Consider the following 26,552-nt stretch of genomic DNA (forward strand, 5'->3'; position numbering starts at 1 on the left):
CAAACGCATTCACCCGGGGACGACCCGCAGGCTTGTTCCCTGCGCCGGAATGGGCATCATCCGCCTCATCATGAAACGCTGGTCTGGTCTCCTTGCCGTGGCGTCGCTGGCCTCGGCCGCACACGCCCTCGACGGCAATGGCAATGCCCAGAGCGACGTGTGGGAGATGGTTTTCGGCGTTTCCAGCGAACTGGGGACGGACGATTCCGACGGCGACGGCTGGACCAATGCCCTCGAAAGCACCGCCGGCACCAATCCCTTCGACGGCACCTCGTTTCCCCGGCTGGAAATCACCACCCCCGGCGGCCTGCCGGTGCTGCAGTGGCAAAGCCTCGCCGGCAAGCGCTACACGATCCACACCGCGCCCGACCTCGTTTCGTGGTCGCCGCTGGAAACGGACATCGCCGGGACCGGCGGACCGCTCACTTGGCCGCTGGCCCCCCCCGCCGGCCGGGAATTCTTCAAGCTCCAGGCCTCCGACGCCGATTCGGATGCGGATGGCGTCAGCGATTGGGAAGAGCTGACGGTAGGGTTCAATCCGAGTTCCAACCGCACCGGCCGCTACGCGCAGCTCGACGCGCAGCGGGTCGCCGCGGGTCTGTCGGCGGCGAGCACCGTCACGGTGTCCACTTACGATGACACCTGCTCGGAGCGCTGGCCGGATCCCGCAGTGCTCGTGCTCCGACGCAGCGGCGGTCTGCGCCCCTTGGAGGTGAATTTCACCCTCGGCGGCACGGCCATCGCGTCCGACTACACGGCGTCGATCTCCGGCACGGTGGCCTATTTCGCCCCCGGCCAGCGCGAGGTCTTCGTCACGATTTCTCCGCTCGACGACAACCAACCCGAGGAACCGACCGAACCGGCGGAAACCGTGACGCTCACCCTCGAGACCGGGACGGGCTACGACGTGGGCACCGCGAACTCGGCCAGCGCCACCATTCTCGATGAAAGCGGTCCCTCGGCAAAAGAGGCCGCCCGCTTCCTCATCCAAGCCGCCTTCGGACCCGATCAGGACTTGGCCGACGATCCGGATCAGATCCCGGAGAACGTCGAGGAAGTCATGGCGATGGGCATCGAGGCGTGGATCGACGACCAGATGACGCGCCCGATCGGCTACCTGCTGCCGATGGCCCAATGGCAAAACGAGCAACCCTCCAGCGGACCTAACAACGCGGAGATCTGGAACAACCGCAAGATGAACGCTTGGTGGGGCCGCGCAATGGGCCTGCCGAAGCTGCGGCCGGATGCCACTGAGGAGGAGGAACAACTCCCCGACCCCCTGCGCCAGCGCGTGGCCTTTGCGCTCAGCCAGATCATGGTCATTGGCGATCGCATGGAACGGCTGGCCACCGAGCCGGCGGCGATGACCCACTATTACGACAAGCTCTTGGAAGGCAGCTTCGGCAACTTCAGGACGCTGCTCAAGGACGTGGCCCTCCACCCCTGCATGGGGCAGTACCTCAGCCATCTCGCGAACCGGAAATCCAACCCCACGGCCAAGACCTTCCCCGACGAGAATTTCGCCCGGGAGATCATGCAGCTTTTCAGCATCGGCCTGTGGATGCTGAACCCCGATGGCACCCGCATCCTCGATGGCCAGGACCGGCCGATCCCGACCTACGACAACGACGACATCACCGAGTTCGCCAAGGTCTTCACTGGTCTCTCCTACGGCCAGCTCACCAACGGTAATCCCGCCAACTTCGGTGCTTACGACGGTGACTTCACCGTCCCGATGAAGGGCTGGGACAGCGAGCATGACCTCGGGCCGAAGAACCTTCTGTTAGGTGCGACAACCCCGGAACGCGAGCCCAGCCCGGGCAGCACCGGCACCGCCACCATGGCCGACGTGGATGCCGCGATCGACTGCCTCTTCAATCACCCGAATGTCGGCCCCTTCATCGGCCGCCTGCTGATCCAGCGGCTGGTCACGTCGAATCCCTCGCCCGAGTACATCGGCCGCGTGACGGCTGCCTTCAATGCCGAGCCACGCGGCGACATGGGCCGCACGGTGAAGGCCATCCTGATGGACCCCGAAGCACGCGATCCCGCCAAGATGAGCGATCCGACCTTCGGCAAGATGCGCGAGCCGTTCCTGAAGGTCGTCAATTTCGCCCGCGCTTTCAATGCCACCTCCGCAGAGGGCTGGTACTACCTGTCGGGCTTCAATGCGGCTCACGTCGAGGAGCCGCTGAATTCCCCGAGCGTCTTCAACTTCTACCTGCCGACCTACACGCCACCGGGCGTCCTCTCGCAGAATGGATTGGTGGCTCCCGAGATGCAGATCATCAACGCCTCGTCTGGCGTCACCGCACCGAACTACTTCTGGAACGCGGTCAACGGCCAAGTCGGCGAAACCGCCCGTGCGGAACGGCAGGTCAAACTCAGCCTCGAGCAAGAGATGCTCCTGAATATCCCATCGCTCGAGGTCGATGAGGACGGGCAGACCGACGTCCAGCCGCTCGACCCCGATCCTCTCCTCCGCCGCCTCGACCTCGTGCTCACCGGCGGCACCCTCACGCCGCAGAGTTTCCAGATCATCCGCGAGGCTCTCGCACGCATCGGTCCCGGTGGCTGGGATTGGCATGAGAACCGGCTGAAGCTGGCGATTTACCTGATAGTCTGCAGCCCCGAGTTCTCGGTGCAGCACTAGAGGGTGAGAACGAGCAATAGGCCCCCGGTAGGGATGCACCATGCATGACCGCGGCGGATTCCGGGAGCGCCGGAGATGCCCCCGGATATTTGTACGGTCGCTATTCTACAGTGAGTTACGCAGCCATCCCGCGGACGCCCCGAGGCCGTGGCATGTCGTCTGCGAAAGGCGGCCAACGCTGCCCACCAAGAATTGATGGGCAAAAATCGATCATACCATGAAGACCAAGCTCAAACCAATCGCCCTCCTTCTCGCCCTGGCCGCACTGACTCCGGTGACGTTCGCGCAGGAGGCGAAAAAGGAAGAAAAGAAGCCCGCCGCTACTGAAAAAGCGGCGGCAACTCCTGAACCGGGATCCATCGCCGCCTCACTCCGAGATGGGGCTACCTTCTCGATCCTCACCAAGGCGCTGCAAGTGACCGAGCTCGACGTCACGCTCGGCACCAAGGGCACCTACACGGTGTTTGCCCCCACCGACGAGGCATTCGCCAAGCTGCCTGAGGGCGCACTGGACAAGCTGCTGCTACCCGAAAACAAGGAGAAGCTCCGCTCGCTGCTTCTTTACCACGTAATCCCCGGCAGCTTCGCGCTTGCCGATCTGAAGAACGGCGAGCTCAAGACCATGAACGGCGAGAAGGTGGAGGTCGACGTGAAGTCGGAAACCAAGGAGGTCGAAGACTCGAAGATCTTCAAGGCCGACGTGGTCGCCACCAACGGCGTCATTCACTCCATCGACAAGGTGATGGTTCCCGAGTCGCTCGACGGCTTCGCGGGACTGGATGAAGAATAAAATTTCTCCGTCCAACTGATCCAATGGCCTCCGCGGTTTCACTGCGGGGGCCATGATCGTTTCAGGGACCACCGTCCGGGAACCAACGCTTCATCGCCTCGCGAAATGCGGTCGCGTCCCCTTCGCTCGGCAGCCCGTTCAGGATCGTAGCGAAAGCCTCGGGAGAAGGGGCATCATAGCCAGAGAGCCCCCCGAGGATCCGCTTGCGCTGGCATCCGCAAGTTCATCCGACAGCCACCGGACAGCTTCCTCCTCGCCCTCAAGCAGCGGCTCGCGAGGCCGAGGTCGATGCGGGCTCTGCCCCTTTGGTCGGAAGACGAGGAGCCGTTTCCTCCTCACCTGACATTCCGCCCAGAACGAGTCCGGACGGCAACGCCACGGCGAAGGGCAGCAGAATCTGGAGGAACAGACGCTTCATTCGGATAACTGACGCACATCACTGGAGTTTATTCGATGGTACTTCCAGCGGTTTCCCACACCGCCAGAAACCGTTGTGCCTGTTGTGGATCATTCAAAAGCACCTGGCCGCCTGCTAGAGATCCCGCCGCGGTAAATTCGGGCCCAGACTTCTCCTTCCGCAGGATCGTCAGCCTCCCCTTCAGATTCGACGCGGACTTCTTCAGCAGCTCCAGCGCGACCCGGCCCATTGTCATCCGCACGTTGAGTTCGATGACGTGCTTCAATGCCAGCGACCCATCCGGCAAGCGATGGACCATCGCATCCACACCGAGCGGCCCGACATAGCCGGGCACGACCTTCGAAAGCGCGGCGGGGATCTTCTCCTGATACCACCGCATCACATGGGCCTCGCGATAAAGGAACGCGGCCACCCCGGGATCGAGCAGGTTCGCCCACTTCGGGCCGACGCGGGTACCGGTGTAGCGGCCCGCGGCGTCGTTCTCGATCACGGTCAGGCCGATGAGATCGGCTTGGCCGCTGGCATCCATTTCGTAGAGCGCGGAGAAATCGGTCACGCGCTCGAGCCACGGTTCGATGACCACGCCGCCGTGGGTCGCGATGGTGTTGCGCAGCCAGTTGCGTGTCGCCTCCGCGGGGCTGTCGCGATTGATCCGCTTGTGACCTTGGCCGGCACGGGAGAAGAGGGCCTTCGCAAGCATCTCGGAGTCATCAAGCCGCGCGTCGATCGCCGTCCACGCGTCGTCCACATTGCGATGGAGTATCGATGTCTCGGATAAACCTAGTACTTGTTCCAGCCGGAGGCCGATCTCTTTCGACAGCCACTCCCGGGCCACCGACTCACGCCACTGCCATGACACATTCGGTGAAACGTCGCCTGCCAGATCCTCGAAGAGTTTGCTCGCCTCGGGCGACCATGCCCATGGCCGCAGCCCGCCGAGCTTCCGCCCGCGCAATTCTTCCACGGTCGCGATCTCCGGCAGCTCGAAACCCGCTTTCTTCAAGGACGCCAGATGCTCGCGCGACGGCGGCTTTCTCAGCACCGCCACGTCATCCTTGCGACACCAGCCGGCGATCAGCATTTCCAGGTCCTCTTCAAGCGCCACGGCCGTCTTGTCCGGCTGATAGCGGCCGGGCATCGCATAACCTTCGGCATTCGGATTGAACCAATGCACCACCGGCGTCCGGCCGCGCGATTGCTCGCAGACTTCAAGGTGGCGGATGAAGTCATCGTCCAAGCCCGCCAGTTGACGGCCCTCCGCATTGAAGGGTGCCACGCCCTTCGCGCGCGCTGCGGTCAGCGGGAAAACCAGCGACTTCCGGAACGCTTCCCAATCCGTGCTGCCGCGCTCCTTCCACTTGCGGAACCACTTCACGCCATGGCCCACGTGGCCGATCTCATCCTGATAGATTTTCTCCAGCACCGCCGCGGTTGCCGTATCCCCGGCCTGGCGGAAGAGCCCGCCGTAGTGCTTCGAGAAATCGAGGTTCGCCTGCTCGAAGGTCAGGTTCAGCCGCGTGACGAAATCCATCGGCGTCTCCATCGGCGCGACGATCCGCCAGAAGTAGTCGTTCACCGGCAGCTCGCCGAAGGCGATGCCGCACTCCTTCATGCGGCGCACGTACATCAGCGCGTGCATTTGCTCCTCGCGCATCGCCTCGTACACTCCGGCGCGGTATTCCTTGGGCGCATCCGGGAATTTCAGCAGCACCAGCGCCATCAGCTCTGCGGCCAGCAACTCGTGATTCGCCAGGAAGTGCAGCATCACGCCGCGCTCGCGATCATCATCGAGGCGATGGATGCCGGGGAACTCGACCCGCACGCCCTTCGCATGGATGCGTAGCTCCGGCGGTCGGCCCGGCGCCTCCGGCGTCGCGATGGCCACTCCGGGCGCCTCATCGCTCGCATGCTTCGGAGCAAGCGCGAGCTTCTCTTCGAGCGTCTGCGCGAAGAGCACGCGTTCGGCGGCTTCCCTGATCTGCACGGCGGAGACGATGCCTCATCGCGGTGCGGCGCAAAGCCCGAATCGATCGCGACTCCATTGCAAGCTTGCGGACATCGCCTGCCCTTTGCTTTCTTGGGATAAATGATATCACCTCGCCCCCTCCTCTGGCTTGCCGCTCCAGTCATCGCCAGCACCGCCATGGTGTCCTGCAACGACGGCTCCAAGGCGGCCGCGGAACGCGCGCGGCAGGAGCTTTCCGACAAGGAAACCGAGGTCGAGGAACTCAAGAGCCAGCTCGGCAAGCTCAAGACGGAAGTCGAGGCCGGCAAGAAGGCGGGCGAGAAAGCCGACGCCACGCTCAAGGAGCTCGAAAAGGCCCGCGAAGAGAACGAGACGCTGAAAGACGAGGCCGAGGAGCTTCGCAAGGCAAACGAAAAACTGCAGGACGAGGTGACCGCGAAGGTCCGCCACCGCGCCATCGGTGAAAAGCACGAGCGAATCGCATCGCCCAGCGGCAAGGTCTATCGCCAGGTGGTCATTCGCAAGGTGGACGATGCCGGAGTTTCCTTCGGCCATGAAGCGGGTGCCTCCACCCTCGACGAAAAAAGTGCTCCGGCCGCGTGGGTGCAGCGCTTCCGCCTCGGCGTGCGCCCGCCCGAAGCGCCGCCTGCTTTAGCGGCCGCCGATGCTGCGCCGGCCCCGGCCGCTCTTCCCAAGGGCGGAGGCAAGACGGACAAGCACGCCGTCGTCCGCTCGAAGTTGCCCGGCGTGCTTTTCATCGGAAGTGAGAAAACCAAAGGCAGCGCTTTCATCGCCACCCGCGATGGCACCACCTGGCTCTACACGGCCGCCCACGTGCTCACGCAGGGCAAGGGCCTCACTGTCAAGAATGCCGATGGCGCGACCTTGACGGAATTCGGAAAGTGCGAGGTCGCCACGGACTGCGATCTGGCGCGCATCGAGGTCAGCGTGAAGGAAGGACTCGCCCTCAGCGTGGTGAAGCCGGGCACCGTCACCACCGGTCAGGAGATCGTCGCGGTGGGGAATAGCGGGGGGTCGGATGTGCTCACCCTTCTCAACGGCAAGGTCGTCGCGCTCGGCCCGAAGGAAGTCGAGGTGTCGGCCTCGGTCATCGGAGGCAACAGCGGCGGCCCGGTGATGATCCAGGAAACCGGCGAAGTCGTCGGCGTGGTTTGTCGTGCCGAGGCGCCCCGTGAGGACGTCTGGTCGGCAGGCACCGATTTTTCGCAAGTCCGCCGCTTCGCCTCGCGGATCGACCGCGAGGTCCCGTGGCGGGCCGCCTCCTTGGACAGCCTGCGGACCGAGAACCAACGGATCTCCACCTTCGATTCCCGGACCCGCCTCGTCTTCGCGATGGCCGCGCTCGAGCCCGGCCAGAACGGCCTGCGGCTCGACATGCAAGTCGCCGGTGGCAAGGGACCGACGGTCATGTCGATCTTCGCGGAGCACAAGGACGTCGCCCCCGTGCAGCGCCTGATCCAGATGAACAAGCAGCTCGCCGAGAAGCAGCTTCGCTCCTCCGAGCGCGACCTGAAGAAGCGCTTCGCCGGCTTCTATCAGGACGTCCTGAACCTCGTCGGCAACGACACGTCGAACTTCACTCCCGAGCATTTTTCCTACGTCAACCGCAAGGAGGCCGAGCTGTCGCTGAAGTGGCGGAACGAAGCCACCAAGCTGCTCACCGCCGCCGCCAACGCCCTCGGCCGGTGACCAAATCCCAGTAGCCGCACTCCAAGTGTAAGTAGTCCCGGCTTCAGCCGGACTCGCGGGACGTGCGAGCCGTTTTCCTCGTTCAGTCTGGCTGAAGCCGGGACCACGTACGCTTTAAGCGAGCCGTCAGCGTGCTGCCCTCACCTTCGCCGCCTTGAGCTGCCCGCAACCCGCGGCGACATCGATCCCGCGGCGCTGGCGGAAGGTGCAGGGGAAACCTGCATCTAACAAGATTCGCTGGAATTCACGGCCCGACTCCACTGCCGCCGCCGTGCCGTCGAAGCCGGTGGTCGGATTGAGCGGGATCAGGTTCACGTGGGCTTCCATGCCCTTCAAAAGTTCGGCCAAGCGGTGCGCCGTATCCGGCGAATCATTCTTTCCGGCGATGAGCGTCCATTCGAAGAAGATCCGCTTGCCGGTGACCTCGCCATACTTGCGACAGGTGGCGATGAGTTCGGCCAGCGACCACTTCTTGCTCGCGGGCACCAGCGCCGAGCGCTCCTCCTCGGTCGATCCGTGAAGACTGACTGCGAGCCGGTATGGCTGCCCTTCCTCGGCGAGACGCAGGATGCCAGGTACGACGCCCACCGTACTAATCGAGATTCGAGACGGGCCGATGCTGGTCCCGCGGACATTGGAAAGGATGCCGAGCGCCTGGATGACCGAGTCGTAGTTGTGCAGCGGCTCGCCCATGCCCATCAGCACCAGATTCCGGATCCGTTTGTCCGGCTGGGTCGCAGCCAGCACACGGCGCGCGTGCAGCACCTGCGCCACGATTTCTCCCGGGCGGAGGTGGCGGACAAATCCCATCTGGCCGGTGGCGCAGAAGACGCAGCCCATCGCGCAACCGGCCTGACTGCTGACGCAGGCGGTGAAGCGACCGTCATAGCCCATCAGCACCGTCTCGGTCGTCTGGCCGTCGCGATGCCTGAGCAGGAATTTCCGGGTCAGCCCGTCGGAGCTGTGCGTTTCATCCACGACTTCGGGCGCATCCAGGAAGAACGCCTTGCCCTCGCCGACATGGCTTTCCACCCATTCCTTCAGCGGCGGGGAGAAGTCGCGAGACGCGAGATCGAGCTCATTCTCCCGCAGCACCGCGCGCCACAGCGCCTTTGCATGGTGCGCGCTCAGGCCGGATGCGCGCAGCACCCCCTCGATCTCGTGAAACGAGAAATCGTGAAGGGATCGTGGCGTCGGCGTGGTCATGGACGCCCCCTCCATCCCCTCGCCGAGGGGTGGCATCAAGCCAGATTTATCCATGGAGTCATGCTTTCGTTGGAATCATGAGCCGCTTTTCCTCGAAAATCCGTGATCTCGTGCCGTAGATCGGAGCCGCACTCGAGCCCATGAAATCCACCCTTTCACTCGCCCTGATCGCCACCGCAGCCGCTGGCCCGCTGGAAATCCGCTACGACCGGCCACCCGGCGCGACCCAGTCCGGTGGCGGCGGAGCCTCGTTTGGCGACGCGAATTCCGCGACCTCTTCCAACTGGGAGGGCGGTGCCCAACCGGTCGGCAACGGCCGCATCGGCGCGATGATCTTCGGCAACCCTTCCCGCGAGCGCATCCAGTTCAACGACATCACGCTTTGGACAGGCGGCGACAATCACTCCGGCGGCTACGACGTCAACGAATTCGGCTGCTACCAGAATTTCGGCGACCTGTTCATCGAACTCGATGGTGCGGCCTCGGCTCATCCCCCCGGGACCTGTGCCAGCGGTCAGGTCCCCTACAACGCCAACGAAGGCCCGGCGGCCGCGGCCGATGGCAACGCGGCCACCAAGTGGTGCATTGAGCCCAAGGGCAAGGACGTGGTCTGGCAGATCGAGTTGCCCGAGGCGGAGATCATTCACACCTACGCCTTCACCTCCGGAGGCGACGTGCCGGAACGCGATCCGCAGCAGTGGCGGCTGGAAGGTTCGCTCGATGGCAAGACGTGGAACGTGCTGCACGAGATGAAGGACCAGAAGCCCTTCGCCGGTCGTGGTGAAACGAAGAACTTCACCCTCCCGCTCGGCGGCAAGCGAGCGCCGCTCAAGCACTATCGCCTGACCTTCCCGCCGAATCCCGGCGTCAGCCATTTCCAGCTCGCCGAAATCACGCTCGGCAAGCCGCCCGGCGCGCCGGAGAACTACTCGCGGACGCTCGACCTGGCGACCGGCGTCCACACCGTGACTTGGAAGGCCGGCGACGCCACCATCACCCGCGAGACCTTCGCCAGCCACGCGGACGATGTGATCGTGGTGAACTTCCGCTCGACCGGAAAGCTGGCCGGCAAGCTCCGGCTCGCCGGTGCCCATGGCGAAACCACCAGCGCGAATGCCAGCGCGCTCGCCTTCACCGGCGAACTCTCTAACAAGCTCCGCTATGCCGCACGGGTTGCAGCCACCAGCGAGGGCGGCACCTTGGCGGCAAAGGAGAATGCGCTCACCTTCCGCGACACCGGCGCGCTCACCTTGATCCTCTCCGCCGGCACCGACTACGCCATGGACCCGGCCAAGAAGTTCCGCTCCGGTGCGGATCCGGTGGAAGCCGCTGCCGGCAAGGCGAAGGTCGCGCTTGCCCGCAAGTACGATGACCTTCGTACTCGTCACGTGGCCGAGTTCCAGAAGCTCATGGGCCGCGTGACGCTCGACCTCGGCGAGGCCAAGGCAGGCGACATCAAGGTCCGTCTGGAGGCCTACAAGAAGGGCAGCGAGGACCCGGCGCTCGAAGCGCTGATGTTCCACTACGGCCGCTACCTGCTGCTGTCCTCCTCGCGCCATTCGCTGCCGGCCAACCTCCAAGGCCTGTGGAACGACAGCAATAAGCCGGCCTGGTATGCCGACTACCATACCAACATCAACATCCAGATGAACTACTGGCAGGCCGAGCCGGCGAACCTCGCCGAGTGCGCGAAGCCGCTGCACGACTGGGTGATCGCCAGCATCCCCGGCAGCCGCGCTGCCACGGTGAAGGCCTTCGGCGAGAAGACGCCCGGCTGGACCATGCGCACCTCGGTGAACGCTTCCGGCGGCAATGGCTGGGAGTGGAATCTGCCCTCGTCCGCGTGGCTCGCGCGGCATTTCTGGGATTACTACGCTTTCACCGGTGACGCGAAGTTCCTCAAGGAGAAGGCCTGGCCGATCTTCACGGACGTCTCGGAGTTCTGGCTCGATCACCTCGTGGAAAAGGACGGCAAGCTGGTCGTTCCGAAGGGTTGGTCGCCCGAGCACGGTCCGCGCGAGGATGGCGTCGCCCACGACCAACAGATCGTGTGGGATCTCTTCACCTTCACGCTCGATGCGGCGAAGGAACTCAAGATCGACGACGCCCTGACCAAGAAGATCAGCGCAGCCCGCGAGAAGCTGTTAGGCCCGCAGATCGGCTCGTGGGGCCAGCTGATGGAGTGGACGACCGAGCGACCGGACCTGGAAAAGAGCGGCCATCGCCACACCTCCCACCTTTACGCCGTCTATCCCGGCAACCAGATCAACGTGAGCCGCACCCCGGACCTCGCGAAAGCCGCCGCGCTGTCGCTCGAAACCCGTGGCACCTCCGGTGACTCGCGGCGCTCGTGGACCTGGGCTTGGCGCACCGCACTGTGGGCGCGCCTCGGTGAAGGCGACAAGGCGCAGGCGATGATCCGCGGCCTGCTCACCCACAACACGCTCGATAATCTTTATACCACCCACCCGCCATTCCAGATCGACGGCAACCTCGGCATCACCGCCGGCATCTGCGAGATGCTCGTGCAATCGCACGCCGGTGAAGTGGCGATCCTGCCGACCTTGCCGAAGGGCTGGCCGACCGGTTCTGTCAAAGGCCTGAGCGCGCGCGGGGGCTTCGAGGTGGATGCCGCGTGGAAGGAGGGCAAGCTCTCCGAAGCGACGCTGAAGTCCCTGTTAGGAAAGGAACTGGTGCTGCGCCTGTCCGGCAATCCCGCGAAGGTCACGCTCACCCGTGGCGATGGCAAGGCGGTTGAACTCGCCGCGAAGGACGGCGTGTTCCGCCTCCCCACCACGAAGGGCGAGAGCTATCGGGTGGCATTACCCTGATGGTTCGATTCAAGTTGAAAGTAGTCCCGGCTTCAGCCGGACTGAATCGTCCAAAGAGCCTCGCATAGCCAGAGTCCGGCTGAAGCCGGGACAACACGCCCTTGAAGCGGGACTTCTCTGAAAAACAAGAAAGCACCGGCCCCACGGCCGGTGCTTCGTTTAACCCAATTTGTTACCCAGGAGAGGACTCAGTTCTCGGTGCCGCTGACGCGGACGAATTTCTTCGCGCCATCGACGGGCACGGTGGCTTCCATGCGGGTGTAGTCCGCTGGCACACCGTTCTGATCAGTCGCCACTGCAGGGGTGACGCCACTGGCCGGCCAAAGGACCTCGGTCAGCGTCGTGCTTTCCTGAAGCTGATAGGTCGCGCCGGTAGTCCGTTGGTTCCACCGGACGATGAGGTTCGTGGCAGAGCCAGCCACCTGAACCAGCGCGCCATTGTTGGCCACCGGTGACGTGCCAAAGAGGTATTCGCTCTCGTTGGTAAAGCCGTCGCCGTCAGGGTCATCAGCGCGGTCGCGATCGTCGGGATTGGTGATCTGCGCGGCCCAAGCCACGTAGGGATTCGCGACTCCACCAGTGATGACGAAGAGGGTGCCGGTGCCCTCCAGCCGATCGCTGGTGTTCGGTGCACCGGAGCCGACCGCCCCCCACACGCCCGCCGCCATCTGGGTGCCCGCGAGCGTGAGCGTGTCCACGGTGTCCTGCGCCGCATGATTGAGACGGAGCAGCGCATCGGTCGCCACCGTCACGTCGCTGTCGTCGGCGAAGAACGGCGCTTCCACGATGAGACGGCCGCCATTGACGGTGGTGTTGCCGGTATAGCCGACGTTCAAGGGCAGGGCCGAAGCGGCAAGGGTGATGTCGTTGCCGAAGACCTTGGTGACGTTCGCGGCCCCTGTGATCGGACCACTCAGCACCATCGCTCCGCCACCGGCATCGAGGCTAACATTGCCTTGGAAGGCGAGCGCTCCGGTCCAGGTGCCCGTGCCGGCACCTTGGTTGTGAAGCGTGCCGCCGCTTTCCACCGTGACCGGAGTCGCGATGGAAAGGACGCCGAAGGTGCCGACGCGCGCGCCGCTCTTCACGGTGACCGTGCCAGTCGCGCCGCCCCAGGCATTCGCGGTATTCTCCGCCCACACGGTGCCGGCGTTGATCACGAAGTGGATCGGGGTGCCGCTGGCATCGCCGCGGAAGCCCATGTCGCAGGTGCCAACCTTGGTCAGCGTGTGGCCATTGCCGGTGATGGTGCCCCCGCCCGGTGCGATGTCGAAGCGGCCGGCACTGCTGCCGATGGTGGCATTGCCCGTCAGGGTGAGGTGCTTCACGCTGGAATTGAAACCGGCGACGGTGGCGGAGGAATTGATGATCGCACCCGCACCTCCGGGCCCGCTGCCGGCCAGGGTGTAGGAATGGATGGCACCGGGGGTCTTGCCGTTGAGGTCCACCTGCCCACCCGCGGCGATGGCGATGCCAGAGGTCGCGCCGAATGCCTGGTTGTCGCCGAACTTCAGCACGCCCGAGTTCACGGCGATAGGGCCGGTGAAGGTGCTGGAAGTTCCACCGAGGGTCACGGTGCCCGTGCCATTCACGGCGAAACCGGTGCCGCCGGCAAAGCCCGAGCCTGCGCCATCGATGAGCCAGTCCTGCGCGCCCGCGAACGACACCGTGCCGGCCTGGATATTCCCGCTGAGAAGTACGGTGGTTACCGTACTAGTGTCATTGAAGGCGACATTGTCATTCGCCGCGAAGGCCACGTCCGCGTCCGAGGCGTCCTTGAAATTGAGATCCGGGGCGGTATTTCCCCAGAATGCGCTCTCGCCGCCGGTCCACGTGAGATTGCGGGCCACCGGCGGCGGGCCGACTCGAATGACGCCGGTGCCGGCGAAGAAGGTGTCGTTCACATTCGTCGCGGTGGACGCCGATGAGCCCCAGGTGCCCGCTCCGGCCGGAGTGCCGCCCAGATCGAGTTCATCGACGATGTCCTCGATGCCATGAGCGAGATCGACCAACGCATCGGTGGCGATGGTGAGCTTGCTGCTGTCGTGCAAAAACGCGGCGTTAAACACCAGCGTCCCGGCGGTGACCTTCGTGTCGCCCGAGTAGGTGCAGGCACCGCTCAGGATGAGCGAACCGGTGCCGAGTTTTTCCACGCCACCGACGCCGGAAAGCGGACTGGTGGTGGTGACGTCGAAGCCGTTGCTATCGAAGCGCATGCCGCCGGCCAGCAGGTTGACGGATTGGTTTCCACCGGTGCCGGTGAACCCGGCGAAGTAGTTCGCGCTCGCTCCCTCGGCAACGATCTTGCCGCCGTTGAGATTGAGCGAGCCATTGCCCGCACCGAAGCGTTGGATGCCGGATGCGGTGACAGTGCCGCCGTTGATGTTGAAGGCATTTGCCATGTTGCTCCCGACGACGCCACCGAAGTTCGGCGCCCCGCCCACCCAGATCGGCGCGGCAGCGGCAATCCCCGCCGTGTAGCTCAGGGTGGCATTGTCCTGGATCGTTACCACGCCAGAGCCCGTGCCGCGGCCGATGGCGAAGTCGGTGGTCCCGTCTTTCCGGACATAGGTCCACGAGGCGCTGTCCTTCAGGACGAGTACCCCGCTGCCGTTGTTATTGCCGCCGATCCAGAGCTCGCGGCCATTGCCGTTCTGATCCATTTGGACGGCGGCGCTGCCGGAGACGGTCATGGTCGCACCGGTCACTCCGGCGACGGAGCCGAGCGTGAGCTTCGGGAAATGCACGATGGCGGTTCCCGAGATGTTGATTTGGCCGTTGGTCGCCGCGATGCGCGCATCGGTGGGAACAGTGACGGTGCCGCTCGAAATATTGAACACGCCGGTGCCGCCGGTGACCTGCAGGTTGTTCGAGTTCAGCGTGCCGCCGGAGACTTCCACGATGCCGTTGCTGGCCGGGATGTTGTTGAGGAAGCCAGTGGCAGGGGCAATCACTCCGGCACTGATCTGGATCGTTCCGCCGTTGGTCAACTGCGCGTTGTCGGCAGCCACGGGCGTGATGTCCGTGCTCCAGTTCGTGTTCACGTTATAGGGACCGGTCGTGCCGTCCCACGAGTAGGTGGCGGCGTGCACGAACGTCGTGCCAGTGAAGGCGAGGGCTGTCGCCAGGCAAGCGGCCCGGGTCAGCGGAATGGGTTGGATGGGTCTCATGGTCGATTGGGTTCAGGGTTCTTGGGAAAAGGGGTTGGTTCACCGGCGGCGACGGCGCAGCAGGCCGAGCAGGCCCAGCGAGCCGATCAAGGCGGCACCGGGCTCCGGCACAGCGGTCCAGACGAGGTAGTGGTCACCGTCCGTCTTGCTCATCGCGAAGCTGCCGAAGCCGGCGGAGGACAGCGCGTTCGCATCGAGGCTCACGCTGCCGAGCGAGAAGTCGCCTCCGCCATCCGTGGCGGATCCGCTCACATCGATGACCCGCCAGCTTTGATCGCTGGCCCAGAAGCCATCGTTGAAATCCACCGTCGAGCCCGCGGCATTGAAGACGAGGTTGATGGTCGCGCCGGAGTTCACGATGACGGCTCCGCCGCTGACATCGATCGCGTCGTAGCCGGTAGCCAGGCCGCGGTCGGCGGTCGTGTTCGCGACCAGTTCCCAAGCGACCACGCCCGTGGAGAGATACTCGAGCCCCGAGGAAAAGGTCTGCAGCCCGGGACTCGCGCCCACGGCATGGGTCCCGGCAATCGTGGTGCTTCCCCCGATGGTCCCGATGCCCGAGAGCGTGGCTCCGTCATCGATGGTCACCGCCCCGGCGAGCGCGGCACCCGCGCCGAGATGAAGCGTGCCGCTTTCGACAGCGGTGGCACCGGCATAGCTGTTAGAGCCGGTGAGGGTCAGTGTGCCGCTGCCCTGCTTGGTCAGGCCGCCGCTGCCCGACATCGCGTTGGTGATGGTCACCTCGTTGCCATTGGTGTCGAGTTTCAGCCCGCCGGCCTGCAAGTTGACGAAGGCTCCCTGGAGGAAGTTCGAATTGGTCGCGTGGCTGACGGCCTTCAACGTGCCGCCATTGGCGTTGATCACGTTCGCGGTCGCACTCGCCGCCACGGTGCTGGAGCCGAGGCGGATGGAGCCGGTGGACACCGTGCCGCCGTTGAGGTTCACGATCCCGATCATCGCGCTCGCCGAATTGTCACCGCCGAGCACGATGCGATTCGCGCTGAGCGTCGAGGTGCCGGACATCGTCAACGTGCCCTTGTTGCCCGTGGTGTTCCCGAACTGGCCGACCGACAGGACATACCCGCTGCTGTTGAACTGCGCGGTGTCGCTCAGGGTGAGGTTGCCGCTGCCGCCGTTGTTGCCGAGGTAGATGTTCGTCGTGCCGGTGCCGTTGGCGTTGAAGATCGCCCCGCCGGAGAGCGTGATGTTGCCGGTGCCATTCCCGGTGCCGATGCGGAGCCCGGCGGAGTTCGTGCTGAAGGTGCCGCCAGTCATCAGGATGCCGCCGGTGCCACCGCTTGTGGTGCCAAGCTGGATCTGCCCCGTGCCGGTATGGCTGAAGCTGCCGGAGGAAACCGTGATCGCTCCATTCGCGCCGCCGGCCACGCCGATGGTGATGGCGGACCCGCTGTAGGTCGCCCCGCCGCCGGTCACATTGAAGCGCGCGTTGCTGCCATTGCCCCACGTGAAGAAGGACATCGAAACCGTGCCGCCGCTGAGATTGTAGGTTGGGTTCCGCGAACCGCCGCCGCCACCGAAGCCGAGCGTAGTCAGCGTGAGCGAGCCGCCGCTTTGATTGAAGACGGTCGCACCGCTGGTCTGGTTCAGGTTCAGCGCATTGAGCGTGACGGTATCGGTGGAGAGGAAATGGATCACCGAGCCGGCCCCGTCGGAGCTGGCGTTGTCGGCCGCGCCATTCGGCACATTCACGCCGCCGGTCCAGTTGATGGCGTCGCTGTAGTTGCCGCTGGTGCCCGCGATCCACGAGTTGCTGGCGGCCGGGGCGGCACCGCCCGACACTGCGAGGGCGGTGAGAAGGAGGGAGAGGCGCTTGGGAAGAAGGCGCGGGTTTTCTGAGGTCGGGGTCATGGACTTTGGGTTTTGGGAAGTCCCTGGAATCGCGCTGTCGGGCGAGCCGATGAAGCGCTTGGGCGGTCCGGGGATTGAAACCAGAGTCACCCCCGACCCCCGGCTGGCAACCCAACGGCTCTTTTCGAGGCCGTTTCGGACCACTTTCCCGCCCGCGACACGAAATCGGCCGATTTTCAATCACTCGCCCGGGGGATTCCTCTCGCTCCCCGGCTCCAGCCGCCCCCTCTCCCCCAGTAAGAGGATATGCGCACTAACAGGCTGCTCTAGCGGTGGCAATCGGCAGCGCGAGGGAGTAGGAAGGAGACGCCATGAGAACGACTACTTTTACCACCGTGGGGGCGGTTGGCTTGGTCGATTGGCTCAAGCATTCCACACCCCGATTTTCACTCGCGATCGGAGCCAACTGCGGCTGCGACATTTCCCGGCTCGGCCGCGAAGTCTGCGAATACCTGAACCGGCCCGGCGTCTTGGCCGACGGTCACTGCCGGGCCTTCGACGCGGAGGAAATCCGGCAACTTGCCGGTGACCCCTTCTGGCGTCAGTCGGTGCTCGCCGCCGCGGCAAAGCAGGGCATCACGGAAGACTTCCGCTGCGATTTCGAAGCCATGACCCGGGATATCGCGGCCTTCGGCGGAGCGGTGCTTTCCGGAGAGACCGCGATCGAAGCCACCGCCGACCTCGGCAATGTCTTCCGCGTCTCGCTCTCACACTGCGATCGCTGCTGCCCGCAAACCGAGCTGATCCTCGATCCCGATGGCTTCACCAATGAAGGCCTCGCCGCGGTCATCGCCAAACGCTTCGCCCGCTGGTGCGAGGAAAAGGTCACGCCGAGACGCCCGCGGACGCCAGCCGGATCGCTGGACACCGTTTTCGCCTGAGCGTGGTTTGCATGGATCCGTGCTTCCCGCCCCCCTGGGAAGCATGGCTTGCTGATCAAAATCGGGACAACGCCTCGGGCTCCGGAACAAGCCCGCCGTGAATCATGGCAAGATCATGAACAACCCGCCCGAACTCGCCCAATTGGCGACGGGGGCAGGCACCCACCGGCGTTCGTAGCTGGCACCCCACGAGTCGGACACGGCGAGCTCGTTGGTCGCCTCGTTGTAGCCGACGATCATGCAGATGTGGTGGTTGTCCTGCTCCGACTCGGTCTTTGCGAGGGTCTCGGCTTCCACGGCGATCTCCTTGGCCCACTGCGTCCAGTCGGTGATGGTCTTGCGCTTCGAGGTGTTGGCGTTGGCGATCTTGTTGTAGCCATCCAGCGAGCGCATGGTCCACATGACCGGCACGCCTTGGTCGAGGTAGCGCTTCACGTCGCGGACGCGTAGTTCCTTGACCCGCTCGTCCTTCGTCCGGCGGCCCTTGGTGCGGACCTGCTGGCGGATTTCTTCGAGAAGGAATTCCACCGAGGTACCTCCGCCCATGCCGCTCTTGCCGACCATGGCGAGCAGGTACATGTCCGCCTCGATCCCCGCGGCACGCATCGCCCGCTCGAAGGTGGCGGGGACGCAGTAGCCCTTCGGGCCTTGGTTCACCATCGGGATCTGGCCGAGATAAACGTCGCCATTGCTCTCCTTCACCACGTCAGCGATCAGGCGCTTGCGGATGTCGCCGTCCTTCACCTTGGCGGTCTTGCCGCCGGCTTCGGCGAGATCGAGCGGCACGATCGAGAGCGACACATACTCGCCCTCCTGGCTCGAAAGAAGCAGCGAGTGGCCGTTCCAGTCCCAGCGGCTGACCTTCCGGCGCGTGGCTCGAGAGTCGCCGAAGCGCTGCGTCTTCGGCTCGCCGAGCACGCCGGTGATGGCGGAAAGGACCGCTTTCTCGTCCGCCTCCATCGCCTTCGCGAGGCTATCGGCGTCCGCCGTGGATTTGCCCTCGAAGTGATCTTCCCCTTGGCCGACGCCACTCTTGAAGTCGCCCTTGTTCGAGAAAACGGCGGACAGCACGGTCGCATGGCCGTCTTGATCGGAATAGAGCGCCACGGAGTAGGGGCGCACGCCGAAGAGCCGGTAGCTGTCGCCGGTGTAGTTCCGCCAGCTCGCGCTGTGCTGGGTCTTGGACTCCTGGCTGAGGCTCAGCGCGGCGGCGATTTCGTCCGCTTTGCGCACCTCGAAGGGAGTTCCCGAGAACATGTCGTGGCCGGCCATCTTATCCAGCTTCTCGATTTCCTCGCCGAGCTGCTTGGCCTGCGAGTCGAAGCTGGTGCGGTCTTCGCCCTGCAAGATCCCCGGCGAGACCTCGAAGAGCTTTCCATCGGCCTCGCGGCGCAGCAGGTAGCGGTCACCCGCGACGCCTTCGAAGCGCGCCTTGATCGAGCCCCCCTCGCCGTCCTTCAGGACACGCCATTCGCCGACGGCGGCGTGGAGATTCAGCGAAAGTGCCAGGGGGAGGCAGGCCAGGATGGATTTCATTCCGCAGAGGCAAGCGGTTTTCGTGAGGATTTCAACTCCGGAACTTCGGCGGTTAGACGGCCGCCGCTTCGGCCAGCAGCTTTCCTAGGTCCAGCGACCGGCTGAACATCGCCAGGCTGCCGTCCGGGTGGCGCGGCCACTCGCTTTCCGGGCGGTCGCGGTAAAGCTCCACGCCATTCTGATCCGGGTCGCGCAGGTAGAGCGCCTCGCTCACCCCGTGGTCGGCGGCCCCGTCCAGCGGGATGCCGGCCTCCTGCAGGCGGCGCAGCGCCTTTCCCAGCTCCGCCCGGTCCGGAAAAAGGATGGCGGTGTGGTAAAGCCCGGTCGCCCCCGGCGGCGGCGGATTCCCGTCGAGGCTTTCCCAAGTATTCAACCCGATGTGGTGGTGATACCCCCCCGCGGACAGGAACGCCGCCGAGTCGCCGAAGCGCTGCATCACCTCGAAACCGAGCACGCCGCGGTAAAAGCGGAGCGAGCGCTCGAGGTCGGCGACCTTCAGGTGGACGTGACCGATGCGGACGCGTGGATCGAGAGCGGTGGCGGTGGCTTTCATGAGTCAAAGATAGCCTCCCGGACTGCCACTCCGCCAATGCCGTCTCCTCAGCGTCAGCATGTCGTTACCGCCACGCTGGCGGCCGTTGACAGTGGGTGTGCCGCCCTGTAGCCGGTGCATCATGATTCCAAGATCCGCGGCGGCTGTCCTTCTCAGTGGTCTGCTCCTCACCACCGCCAGTGCCCGCGTCTGGACCGACACCACCGGCCGAAAGATCGATGCCGAGATCGTGGGACTCGATGGCGACCAAGTGGTGCTCAATTTCAAAGGCAAGGAGGTCAAACTCGCGCTCGCCCGCCTGAGCGCGGACGACCGCAAATTCGCCGAGGAGTGGCAGAAGACCAAGCCGGAGGAGAAAGCGGCACCAGCCGGTGAGCTCAGCCTCTGCGGCACGCCGCTCAAGGCCGACGGCTCCGTGAACAACGTGCAGGAACCGCTTTCCGCCGCCACCCTGAAGAAATTCTCCAAGGCCGATACCAAGCCGAGCCAGATGAAATTGGCCGTCGCCCTGCCCGCGGGATTCGATCCCGCCAAGCCGCAGCACGTGATGTGGGTCAGCGCGCCGATCAACAACGAGGGCGAGCGCAAGAGCGGCAACATCGGCGCCATCGGCGGATACGCCGACACCGCCACGAAGGCCGGCTGGGTGGTCATCGCCGCCGATACCGATCAGGGCAATCCGCGCATGGAAGACAACCAGCGCAGCGAAGGCGGCGACCTCGCCGTCCACAAGCAGGCCGTGGAAGCGCTCGCCAAGGCATGGCCGACCTTCAAGACGTGGAAGTTCGCCTGCTGCGGTTTTTCCGGCGGTGCCAAGGCGAGCTTCTACCGAGCCGGTGACCTGCTGGCCTGCGACCTGGAAGTGGCCGGCCTCTTCCTCGGCGGCTGCACTCAGGACATGACCGACGACGCGCGCGAGGAGACCGGCTTCCGCAAGTCCGGCGTCAAGAAAGTCCGCGTCTTCATCAGCAACGGCAAGACCGACACGATCTCGACCCCTGACCACGCGAGCAAGGTGAAGGACAGCGTCGAGGCGCAGGGATATGGCGATGTCCGGCTGGAGCTCTTCGACGGTGGTCATAGCCTCAACCGCGAGGAGTTCGGCAAGGCGATGGCTTGGTTCAAGGAGGTCCCCGCAAAGTAAATACGCCTTGTGTCGCCGCCGCGATCCTCCTTGCGCCGGCAGTCATACGATGGCTTGGTAGCGGTTAATGAAGATCATCGCCGCTATCCTGCTATCACTGTCCGTGCCGGTGTTCGCGCAGACTCCGGCACCCGCGCCACCGCCTGCGGCCAAGCCGGAAACAGGCCCCAACCTCAAGGCGCAGCTGGCGAAGACACCGCTCGCCAGCGTGATCATTCCCGAGATCGTCTTCGACAAGGCGACCGTGGAAGACGCCCTCGCGGCGCTCACAAACCTGGTCGAGACGCAGACGAAGGGCAGCGTGAAGCTCCAGTGGATCGACAAGGCCTTTGATCGCAAGAAGTGGACTCCCACCGTGACCATCACCGCGAAGGGCTTCTCCGCTGGCAAATTGATGAGCGAGATCCTCGAGCAGACCGGTCTCGAAGCCCGGCTGGATGAGCACGCCATCGTCCTCAGTCCGAAGACCCGCATCGTGGAACGCCGAGTGATCCCCGCGGAAAAAACCGAAGCGCCGAAGTTGAATTCCGGATCGGTGGACCGCGACCAGTTCAAGGATCCGCTCAAGCGGAAGTGAAGGGATCCAGGAGGTTCGTCACTTGCGGCGAACCGTGTGCACTTGAAGCTCCTCGCTCCCATCGGGATGGGTGAGCACGAAGAGCACGCGCGTTTCTTCCATTCGCGAAAAGGTCGGCGGGGTCCACTCCACAGTGCTGCTTTCCTGATGAAACACTACGCCCGGTGGAGCATCCGCGAGGCGGGCCGTGGCACCGCTCTTGAAGTTCACTTTGGAAACCACCGTTGAAGCGGATGCGGAAGCATCGGCGGTGGCAGCTTGGTCGTTGTTCGCTGCCGGTTGCGGAGCGGCTGGCGGCGTGGACCCGGCGGCGGGTGCCTTCCGGGCCATTGCTTCCATGTCCTCGATGCTGTGCCCGCTCTTCTTATCCAGGATCTCGCGGACCAATGCTTCCGGTACTTTCTGCCCGGCGGTTTGCAGGATCAGGCGTTGCCCGGGCCCACCTCCACCACCAACCGCCGCCTGCGCCCAGGAAACCACATAGACCGCCCGGACCCCATCATCGGTTTCGATGAGGTTTTCCGCGAGCTTCTCGAACAGGAACTTTTTGACGTCGGGTTTCGTATCTTCCGCGAGCAGCGGAAGCGCTTGGAGGCGTTGGGCGGCGGCTTTGGCGGGCTCCTTCAACTCGTCGTGGATGGCCGCTAGAACCGTGCGGCTTCCGAGATGCTTCGGTGCCAGCTTCACCGCGTTCTCCGCATAGGCGCGCGCCAGACTCAACTTGTTCAGCCGACGATACATCGAGGCAATGGCGATCGACCACTCGGGGTTGTTGGGTTCGAGCGCGATCGCCTGTCGCTGCATGTAGATGGCGACGGCCACTGCTTCGTCGTCGGTGCCCAGCGAAAAGAGGTCGCTGGCGTAAAGCCTCGCCGCAATTGTGGACAGGCGCTTCGCCTCGGCCGGATCGCCCTTGGCTTCTTTCGGATCCACGAATGCCTCGAGCTTGAGGCCGGCCACCGGCGCGGCCATGCCGATGCGATCGGAGCCTTCGAAACGCAGCGTCGGAATGCCGATCACCACGCCGCGTTCATTGATAAGCGCACCGCCCGAGTTGCCGGGATTGATCGCGGCATCAAGCTGGATGTAGGGCGACCCACCCACCATCCTTCGGGCGGCGCTGACGATTCCCTTGGTGATGGTGATCTCGGGCTTGTCCTGATCGGGCAAGTAAGGGAAGCCCATGACGTAGCAGGTTCCGCCCGCCTTGGTGTCCGCGTCGGACTTCGACAGGGCTGCGGGATGGAAGCGACATCCCGGAGCCGTCACCTTCAAGAGTGCCAGATCGTTCGTGGGATGAATTTTCTGCACGGTGGCATTCGGGAAACTCTTGCGGACCTCCTTGCCGGCCTCGGTCACCATTGCTTCCACCGTCAGCGGCAAGGCCGTGCCGGCAACATGCGCATTGGTCAGGATCAGGCCGTCGGCGGAAATCACCACGCCACTTCCCCCTCCTTCTTCATCGGAAATCAGCACCACGGAGGGCTCCATGGACTTGAACAGCTTCGTCGCGTCGCCATCTTGCGCCTGTCCGTGGGAGGACAAGAGGGCGCTCGCCAGCAGGGCAATCATCCGGAGTTTCATGATCGTCATGGAGTGGCAGTGATCAGGGTTCCACGGCGCCGGCGGCAAGCTTCACCGCCAAGGCCGGAACGTCGAAGTGGAAAACACCGATAGAGCGCGGGCTATCGGAAAGCGGGGTAATCAATTTTTGAATGCCGCTGATGACGTGAGAAGATCGCAAGTAATCCGCAGGGATGATGAGCTTGAAGATTTCTTCTCCCGACTTCGCCACTTCCCGCACCGAGATCACGGCTTGTCCGGGCCGAGATGACGAGTCGGTGAGCAGGAGATATTGGCCGGAAACATCGAGCGAGCATTCCATCGATTCGGCACCTCCCCGGATTTCAGAGGTCTTGGTAATGACCGGAGGGGATGCCTTGAGATCGAGAATGCCGCCGCTCCCGACGACATACCGGCCACTGGCGTCGGGAGTCCCGCTGATTGGGGTATTCGGGAACGACGTCGCCGTGATCTTCGTGTTGTTGTTCTCCCAAAACACACCGGCGGTGAAGGACCAGATGGCGGAGCCGCTGGGATTCGCCGTGAATTGCGGAATGAAGAACAGCTGCTGGGTCTCGCGGGGGAAGTTCAGCAAACGGGACTCCAGCGTCTTGCGATCGACGAGGGCAAGATAGCGGTTCATGTGGTCCTTCTCCACCGCGAGCAGCGGACCACGGGCGGAGATGCCCGTGGTGATCCCGGCGAGTCCCTCTCTCCTTTCGGCGGCATTTCCGAAGGACACTTCCTTCAAAGCTGCCCCGGTTCGAAGGTCGAACGACTTGAGGGTGTCGTTGTCCTTCAGGATATAGAGCTGGTCGGCATCTCCGAAGATCGAGCGGCCATCTTCCTGGATGTCGAGCAGACGCTCGCACGTCGACAGGTTCCATGCGCCGTAGGTGTCGCCAGAGTGGGTGAGCAGGATTTCGCCCGAGCCGGCGAAGCCCCGGATTTCATCTTGGGTGGAGATGACTCCCGTCCGCCGCAGGGGGAGCCTGGCCTTTCCGTCCGGTGATTCGATGAATGGGCGCGGGGATTGTTTGGCGATCCGGCGTTGGATCGGGCGGCTCATGGTGGACCCGAGTTCCGCCGTCCATTCCAAGGTCAGGTTGACGCTACTGCTGGAGAAGTTCTCGGGGACCTTCCACTTCGCAAGATTGCCTTCGATCACCGTTTCTCCGGCCTTCTCCTGACCGGAGTCGGAGACGAGCTTGTGGTCGCGCCCCGGTGGCAGGGGGATCTGGATCTCCTCGCCTGTGAACGCGAAGTCAGGGGCCGCCTGCGACCGCTTCGGGAGATTGAGGCGCATGACATGCAGCTTGTCTCCATCAGGTGCCAGCAGGATGTCATGGGAGGAATCGAAGTACAGCTCGCGATCGCGCGGCAGGGGACCGGCAGACTTTGAGGATTCCGATGGGGCCACGGGGAGACTCCACATCTCCGCAATGGCCTCACGGTTTTCGCCATCCATGAAGCGGATCATTCCGGGAGGGCTGGGAAATGGTTTTTGGGAAGCCCGCGGGCGGAGTTCGAGGTCACTGCCACCGTGGTCAGGGTAATCCCGGCTCACCTGCCGTCCCCGGCTGGCAAGGAATCCCGGGTTTGAATTGCGAGTGATCGCCAGCAACGAGGAATCCACTTCGATCGGGATCATCACCGGATTCGAGCGTTGTGATCCGGCCGGGTCGCCGTAAAGCACGTACAGGGCACCATCTCCCGATGCCCTGAGATGGACCGAGGATGGATCAAGCCGGGGCAGCTCGTGGTCCCGCGTTTTCTCGGCGGCAAAGCATGCATCGATGGCCAGGCCGTTCGCCAGCGGGTCGAACTGTACGGGATCGAAGAAGCGGGCGGTCTTGTCCGACGTCACCAGCAGCGGTGAGATGGCGGAGGACAAGGGAGCAGCCGCAGCCACGAGGTCGCCTTCCATTGCCAGGAGCTGAAGGCCGGTCTTTTTCTTCGAAGCGAGGTCCCAGATCTCCAGGACTTTGGATTTCCGGTCGATCAGATAGACCTTGCCGGCTTGGGCCGCCAGGAGAGTGTCGGGTCCGGCCTTCCACGGGGCTTCTTCAAACCGGCCGGTCTTCAGGTCAAAGGGAGCCCAGTACGGAGGACGATCCGTTCGCACGATCAGGACCGACCCGTCGCCCGCCGCGATCATGTCGAGGATGGTTCCTTGCGCGGCGACGACGCTGGTCTCGCGCAACAGGTCGGCAGGCTTGTCCTGTTGGGACGCCTTATGCTTGATCAAGGGCGATGGCGGCTTTCCCCATCTTGCCACGAATTGGTCCGGGTAATCCAGCTGCACCATTTCGTCGATAATCGGGTGAGCCGGGTCGGTGTCCTTGAAAATCCTGATCCAAAGCGACGTTGGCTTGCCATTCCACTCGCAGTTGCTGCTGCCAGAGGACTTTTCCTTGGAGGACGAGAGCTTCCTGGCTTCGACCTTGGTCAGGCGCTCGGCAATGTCCGCGCCTTGAATCGATTCCAGCTCGTAGGTGGTCGCCGCTACCATCGAACATGCGGGCTTGCCTATCGGCTGGGTCCATTCGATTTCACAATTCACTCGGACGTCCCGCTGGCTGCCGGAAATACTGAGAGTAATGCCCGCCGGAGCCGCGAGGTCCGCCGGCATCATCTCCTCGGTATCGATCCATTTGCCCTCGTGGCGGATCGCCGTGACCGTCCCGTCCTTGCTGGCGAGGACGGTGCCCTCCATGGCAATCGACGACTTATCCATGGCCTCGACCGTGCTCGCGCTGCCCACCTCTTCTCCCGACATCGAGTCGATCGGCAGGGCAAGCCGGTTGGTGAGCTGGGACATCTCCCTGGACAGTCGGGCCCGTTGCATCGCGATTTCACTGCTCTGCCGCATGGCCTGCTCCCTGCTCACCCGGTCCATTCCGGGATCCCTCATGGCCTCGTGCTGCTTCGCAGTGAGTTCCTCCGACTGTTTCCGCAAGGGTGCGAGCTTCGCCTCCAGCTCCGCTTTTTCCTTCGGGTCGATCGAGCCGCTGCCTCTCAACCGGCAAGCATGAACGGGCCCCTCCTCTGGGCCGGTTTTTCCGGGAATGAAGGGAACCTTCGCGGTGGTGGAGTAAAGCGACAGCCCGTTTGGCAACACCAGTTCCCGAGTGCCGGATGAGATTGCCACGCGGCCCTTGGTCGAAGCATAGGCCAGACGGATGGTGTCCGACTCGGGCGAAGTGCTGGCGGCGATCAGATGTCGCGTGGAGCCTGAGGAAGAGATCTCCTCCTCAAACACCACCACTCCCGGGGTGTCCCGGCCATCCTTCGAGCGGACCAAGACGCACTGCTGCATCAACTGATCAAGGGCTACTTGGGAAAGCGGTGGGATCCCGGGGGCCTCTGCCGGTCTCGCCGGTTCCTGTTTCCCGGCGGCCGCAGCATCTCCAGCCTGCGCCTTGTCCCTGTTCTCCACTTTCGCCGCGTCGCGATTGCAGGCGGAGAAAAGCGCTGCCACACCGCCGGCAATCATCAGCCGAGAGGCGAGGTGGGCCGGGAACTTAAGACGGAGACTTGAGACTTCCATGAAGGAATTGGGGCGTTCGGTCCCATTGCTACCCACCGCCATGGTTCGCGGCCAGCCCAAACCCAGCTCGCGCATTCCGGTGATTCACCGCTCGCCACGGGCTTGCCGGGAACGCAGGGTCGGGGCACCCCGTCG

General features: G+C 64.0%; 15 protein-coding genes. 7 read left to right on the plus strand and 8 right to left on the minus strand.

Going from position 1 to position 26,552, the window contains the following annotated elements; all coding sequences use genetic code 11:
• Positions 1-70 precede the first annotated feature (70 nt).
• Positions 71-2,653 carry a DUF1800 family protein gene (locus OKA05_RS13815; RefSeq protein WP_264487745.1) on the plus strand — a complete coding sequence of 861 codons (2,583 nt, stop codon included), beginning with the start codon at positions 71-73 and terminating at the stop codon, positions 2,651-2,653.
• A gap of 217 nt (positions 2,654-2,870) precedes the next feature.
• On the plus strand, positions 2,871-3,443 hold the full coding sequence (locus OKA05_RS13820) for a fasciclin domain-containing protein (protein WP_264487746.1): 573 nt from the start codon (positions 2,871-2,873) through the stop codon (positions 3,441-3,443).
• Positions 3,444-3,889: 446 nt separating this feature from the next.
• Here OKA05_RS13820 and OKA05_RS13825 read toward each other — a convergent pair whose 3' ends face one another.
• Positions 3,890-5,845 carry a DUF455 family protein gene (locus OKA05_RS13825; protein ID WP_264487747.1) on the minus strand — a complete coding sequence of 652 codons (1,956 nt, stop codon included), beginning with the start codon at positions 5,843-5,845 and terminating at the stop codon, positions 3,890-3,892.
• Positions 5,846-5,947: 102 nt separating this feature from the next.
• Between OKA05_RS13825 and OKA05_RS13830 the strand changes: the two genes are divergently transcribed.
• A complete protein-coding gene (locus OKA05_RS13830) occupies positions 5,948-7,537 on the plus strand; it encodes a trypsin-like peptidase domain-containing protein (protein ID WP_264487748.1) in 1,590 nt (529 codons plus the stop codon).
• Positions 7,538-7,663: 126 nt separating this feature from the next.
• Here the strand turns inward: OKA05_RS13830 and rlmN are convergent, their stop codons facing one another.
• Complete coding sequence (rlmN, locus tag OKA05_RS13835; RefSeq protein ID WP_264487749.1) at positions 7,664-8,797, minus strand: dual-specificity RNA methyltransferase RlmN; 1,134 nt, start codon at positions 8,795-8,797, stop codon at positions 7,664-7,666.
• A gap of 86 nt (positions 8,798-8,883) precedes the next feature.
• On the opposite strand from rlmN, the gene OKA05_RS13840 reads away from it, so the two are divergent.
• A complete protein-coding gene (locus tag OKA05_RS13840) occupies positions 8,884-11,574 on the plus strand; it encodes a glycosyl hydrolase family 95 catalytic domain-containing protein (protein WP_264487750.1) in 2,691 nt (896 codons plus the stop codon).
• A gap of 188 nt (positions 11,575-11,762) precedes the next feature.
• On the opposite strand, the gene OKA05_RS13845 is transcribed toward OKA05_RS13840, so the two are convergent.
• A complete protein-coding gene (locus tag OKA05_RS13845) occupies positions 11,763-14,744 on the minus strand; it encodes a beta strand repeat-containing protein (protein WP_264487751.1) in 2,982 nt (993 codons plus the stop codon).
• 39 nt (positions 14,745-14,783) lie between these two features.
• On the minus strand, positions 14,784-16,613 hold the full coding sequence (locus OKA05_RS13850) for a beta strand repeat-containing protein (protein WP_264487752.1): 1,830 nt from the start codon (positions 16,611-16,613) through the stop codon (positions 14,784-14,786).
• Positions 16,614-16,924: 311 nt separating this feature from the next.
• On the opposite strand from OKA05_RS13850, the gene OKA05_RS13855 reads away from it, so the two are divergent.
• Positions 16,925-17,494, plus strand: a complete 570-nt coding sequence (locus tag OKA05_RS13855; protein WP_264487753.1) for a hypothetical protein — start codon at positions 16,925-16,927, stop codon at positions 17,492-17,494.
• Positions 17,495-17,596: 102 nt separating this feature from the next.
• On the opposite strand, the gene OKA05_RS13860 is transcribed toward OKA05_RS13855, so the two are convergent.
• Together OKA05_RS13860 and OKA05_RS13865 are read right to left on the minus strand one after the other, a co-directional pair.
• Entirely contained in the window at positions 17,597-19,030 is a 1,434-nt protein-coding gene (locus OKA05_RS13860; protein WP_264487754.1) for a C39 family peptidase, read from the minus strand.
• 52 nt (positions 19,031-19,082) lie between these two features.
• Entirely contained in the window at positions 19,083-19,583 is a 501-nt protein-coding gene (locus OKA05_RS13865) for a VOC family protein (RefSeq protein WP_264487755.1), read from the minus strand.
• 121 nt (positions 19,584-19,704) lie between these two features.
• Here OKA05_RS13865 and OKA05_RS13870 point away from each other — a divergent pair, with 121 nt between their 5' ends.
• Both OKA05_RS13870 and OKA05_RS13875 read left to right on the plus strand, forming a co-directional pair.
• Positions 19,705-20,727 carry an SHD1 domain-containing protein gene (locus OKA05_RS13870; RefSeq protein ID WP_264487756.1) on the plus strand — a complete coding sequence of 341 codons (1,023 nt, stop codon included), beginning with the start codon at positions 19,705-19,707 and terminating at the stop codon, positions 20,725-20,727.
• 67 nt (positions 20,728-20,794) lie between these two features.
• Positions 20,795-21,304, plus strand: a complete 510-nt coding sequence (locus tag OKA05_RS13875) for a hypothetical protein (protein ID WP_264487757.1) — start codon at positions 20,795-20,797, stop codon at positions 21,302-21,304.
• A gap of 18 nt (positions 21,305-21,322) precedes the next feature.
• Here the strand turns inward: OKA05_RS13875 and OKA05_RS13880 are convergent, their stop codons facing one another.
• Positions 21,323-22,888 carry a serine protease gene (locus tag OKA05_RS13880; RefSeq protein ID WP_264487758.1) on the minus strand — a complete coding sequence of 522 codons (1,566 nt, stop codon included), beginning with the start codon at positions 22,886-22,888 and terminating at the stop codon, positions 21,323-21,325.
• A gap of 22 nt (positions 22,889-22,910) precedes the next feature.
• Positions 22,911-26,417 carry a hypothetical protein gene (locus OKA05_RS13885; RefSeq protein WP_264487759.1) on the minus strand — a complete coding sequence of 1,169 codons (3,507 nt, stop codon included), beginning with the start codon at positions 26,415-26,417 and terminating at the stop codon, positions 22,911-22,913.
• Positions 26,418-26,552 lie beyond the last annotated feature (135 nt).

Source organism: Luteolibacter arcticus, assembly GCF_025950235.1.
GTDB classification, from domain to species: Bacteria; Verrucomicrobiota; Verrucomicrobiia; order Verrucomicrobiales; family Akkermansiaceae; genus Haloferula; species Haloferula arctica.

Bases quoted from the DNA above. Each gene is read 5' to 3' on its own strand.
- rlmN (WP_264487749.1), bottom strand. From the start codon at position 8,797: ATGGATAAATCTGGCTTGATGCCACCCCTCGGCGAGGGGATGGAGGGG.
- OKA05_RS13885 (WP_264487759.1), bottom strand. From the start codon at position 26,417: ATGGAAGTCTCAAGTCTCCGTCTTAAGTTCCCGGCCCACCTCGCCTCT.
- OKA05_RS13860 (WP_264487754.1), bottom strand. From the start codon at position 19,030: ATGAAATCCATCCTGGCCTGCCTCCCCCTGGCACTTTCGCTGAATCTC.
- OKA05_RS13875 (WP_264487757.1), top strand. From the start codon at position 20,795: ATGAAGATCATCGCCGCTATCCTGCTATCACTGTCCGTGCCGGTGTTC.
- OKA05_RS13820 (WP_264487746.1), top strand. From the start codon at position 2,871: ATGAAGACCAAGCTCAAACCAATCGCCCTCCTTCTCGCCCTGGCCGCA.
- OKA05_RS13880 (WP_264487758.1), bottom strand. From the start codon at position 22,888: ATGAAACTCCGGATGATTGCCCTGCTGGCGAGCGCCCTCTTGTCCTCC.
- OKA05_RS13865 (WP_264487755.1), bottom strand. From the start codon at position 19,583: ATGAAAGCCACCGCCACCGCTCTCGATCCACGCGTCCGCATCGGTCAC.
- OKA05_RS13815 (WP_264487745.1), top strand. From the start codon at position 71: ATGAAACGCTGGTCTGGTCTCCTTGCCGTGGCGTCGCTGGCCTCGGCC.
- OKA05_RS13870 (WP_264487756.1), top strand. From the start codon at position 19,705: ATGATTCCAAGATCCGCGGCGGCTGTCCTTCTCAGTGGTCTGCTCCTC.
- OKA05_RS13845 (WP_264487751.1), bottom strand. From the start codon at position 14,744: ATGAGACCCATCCAACCCATTCCGCTGACCCGGGCCGCTTGCCTGGCG.
- OKA05_RS13850 (WP_264487752.1), bottom strand. From the start codon at position 16,613: ATGACCCCGACCTCAGAAAACCCGCGCCTTCTTCCCAAGCGCCTCTCC.
- OKA05_RS13855 (WP_264487753.1), top strand. From the start codon at position 16,925: ATGAGAACGACTACTTTTACCACCGTGGGGGCGGTTGGCTTGGTCGAT.
- OKA05_RS13830 (WP_264487748.1), top strand. From the start codon at position 5,948: ATGATATCACCTCGCCCCCTCCTCTGGCTTGCCGCTCCAGTCATCGCC.
- OKA05_RS13840 (WP_264487750.1), top strand. From the start codon at position 8,884: ATGAAATCCACCCTTTCACTCGCCCTGATCGCCACCGCAGCCGCTGGC.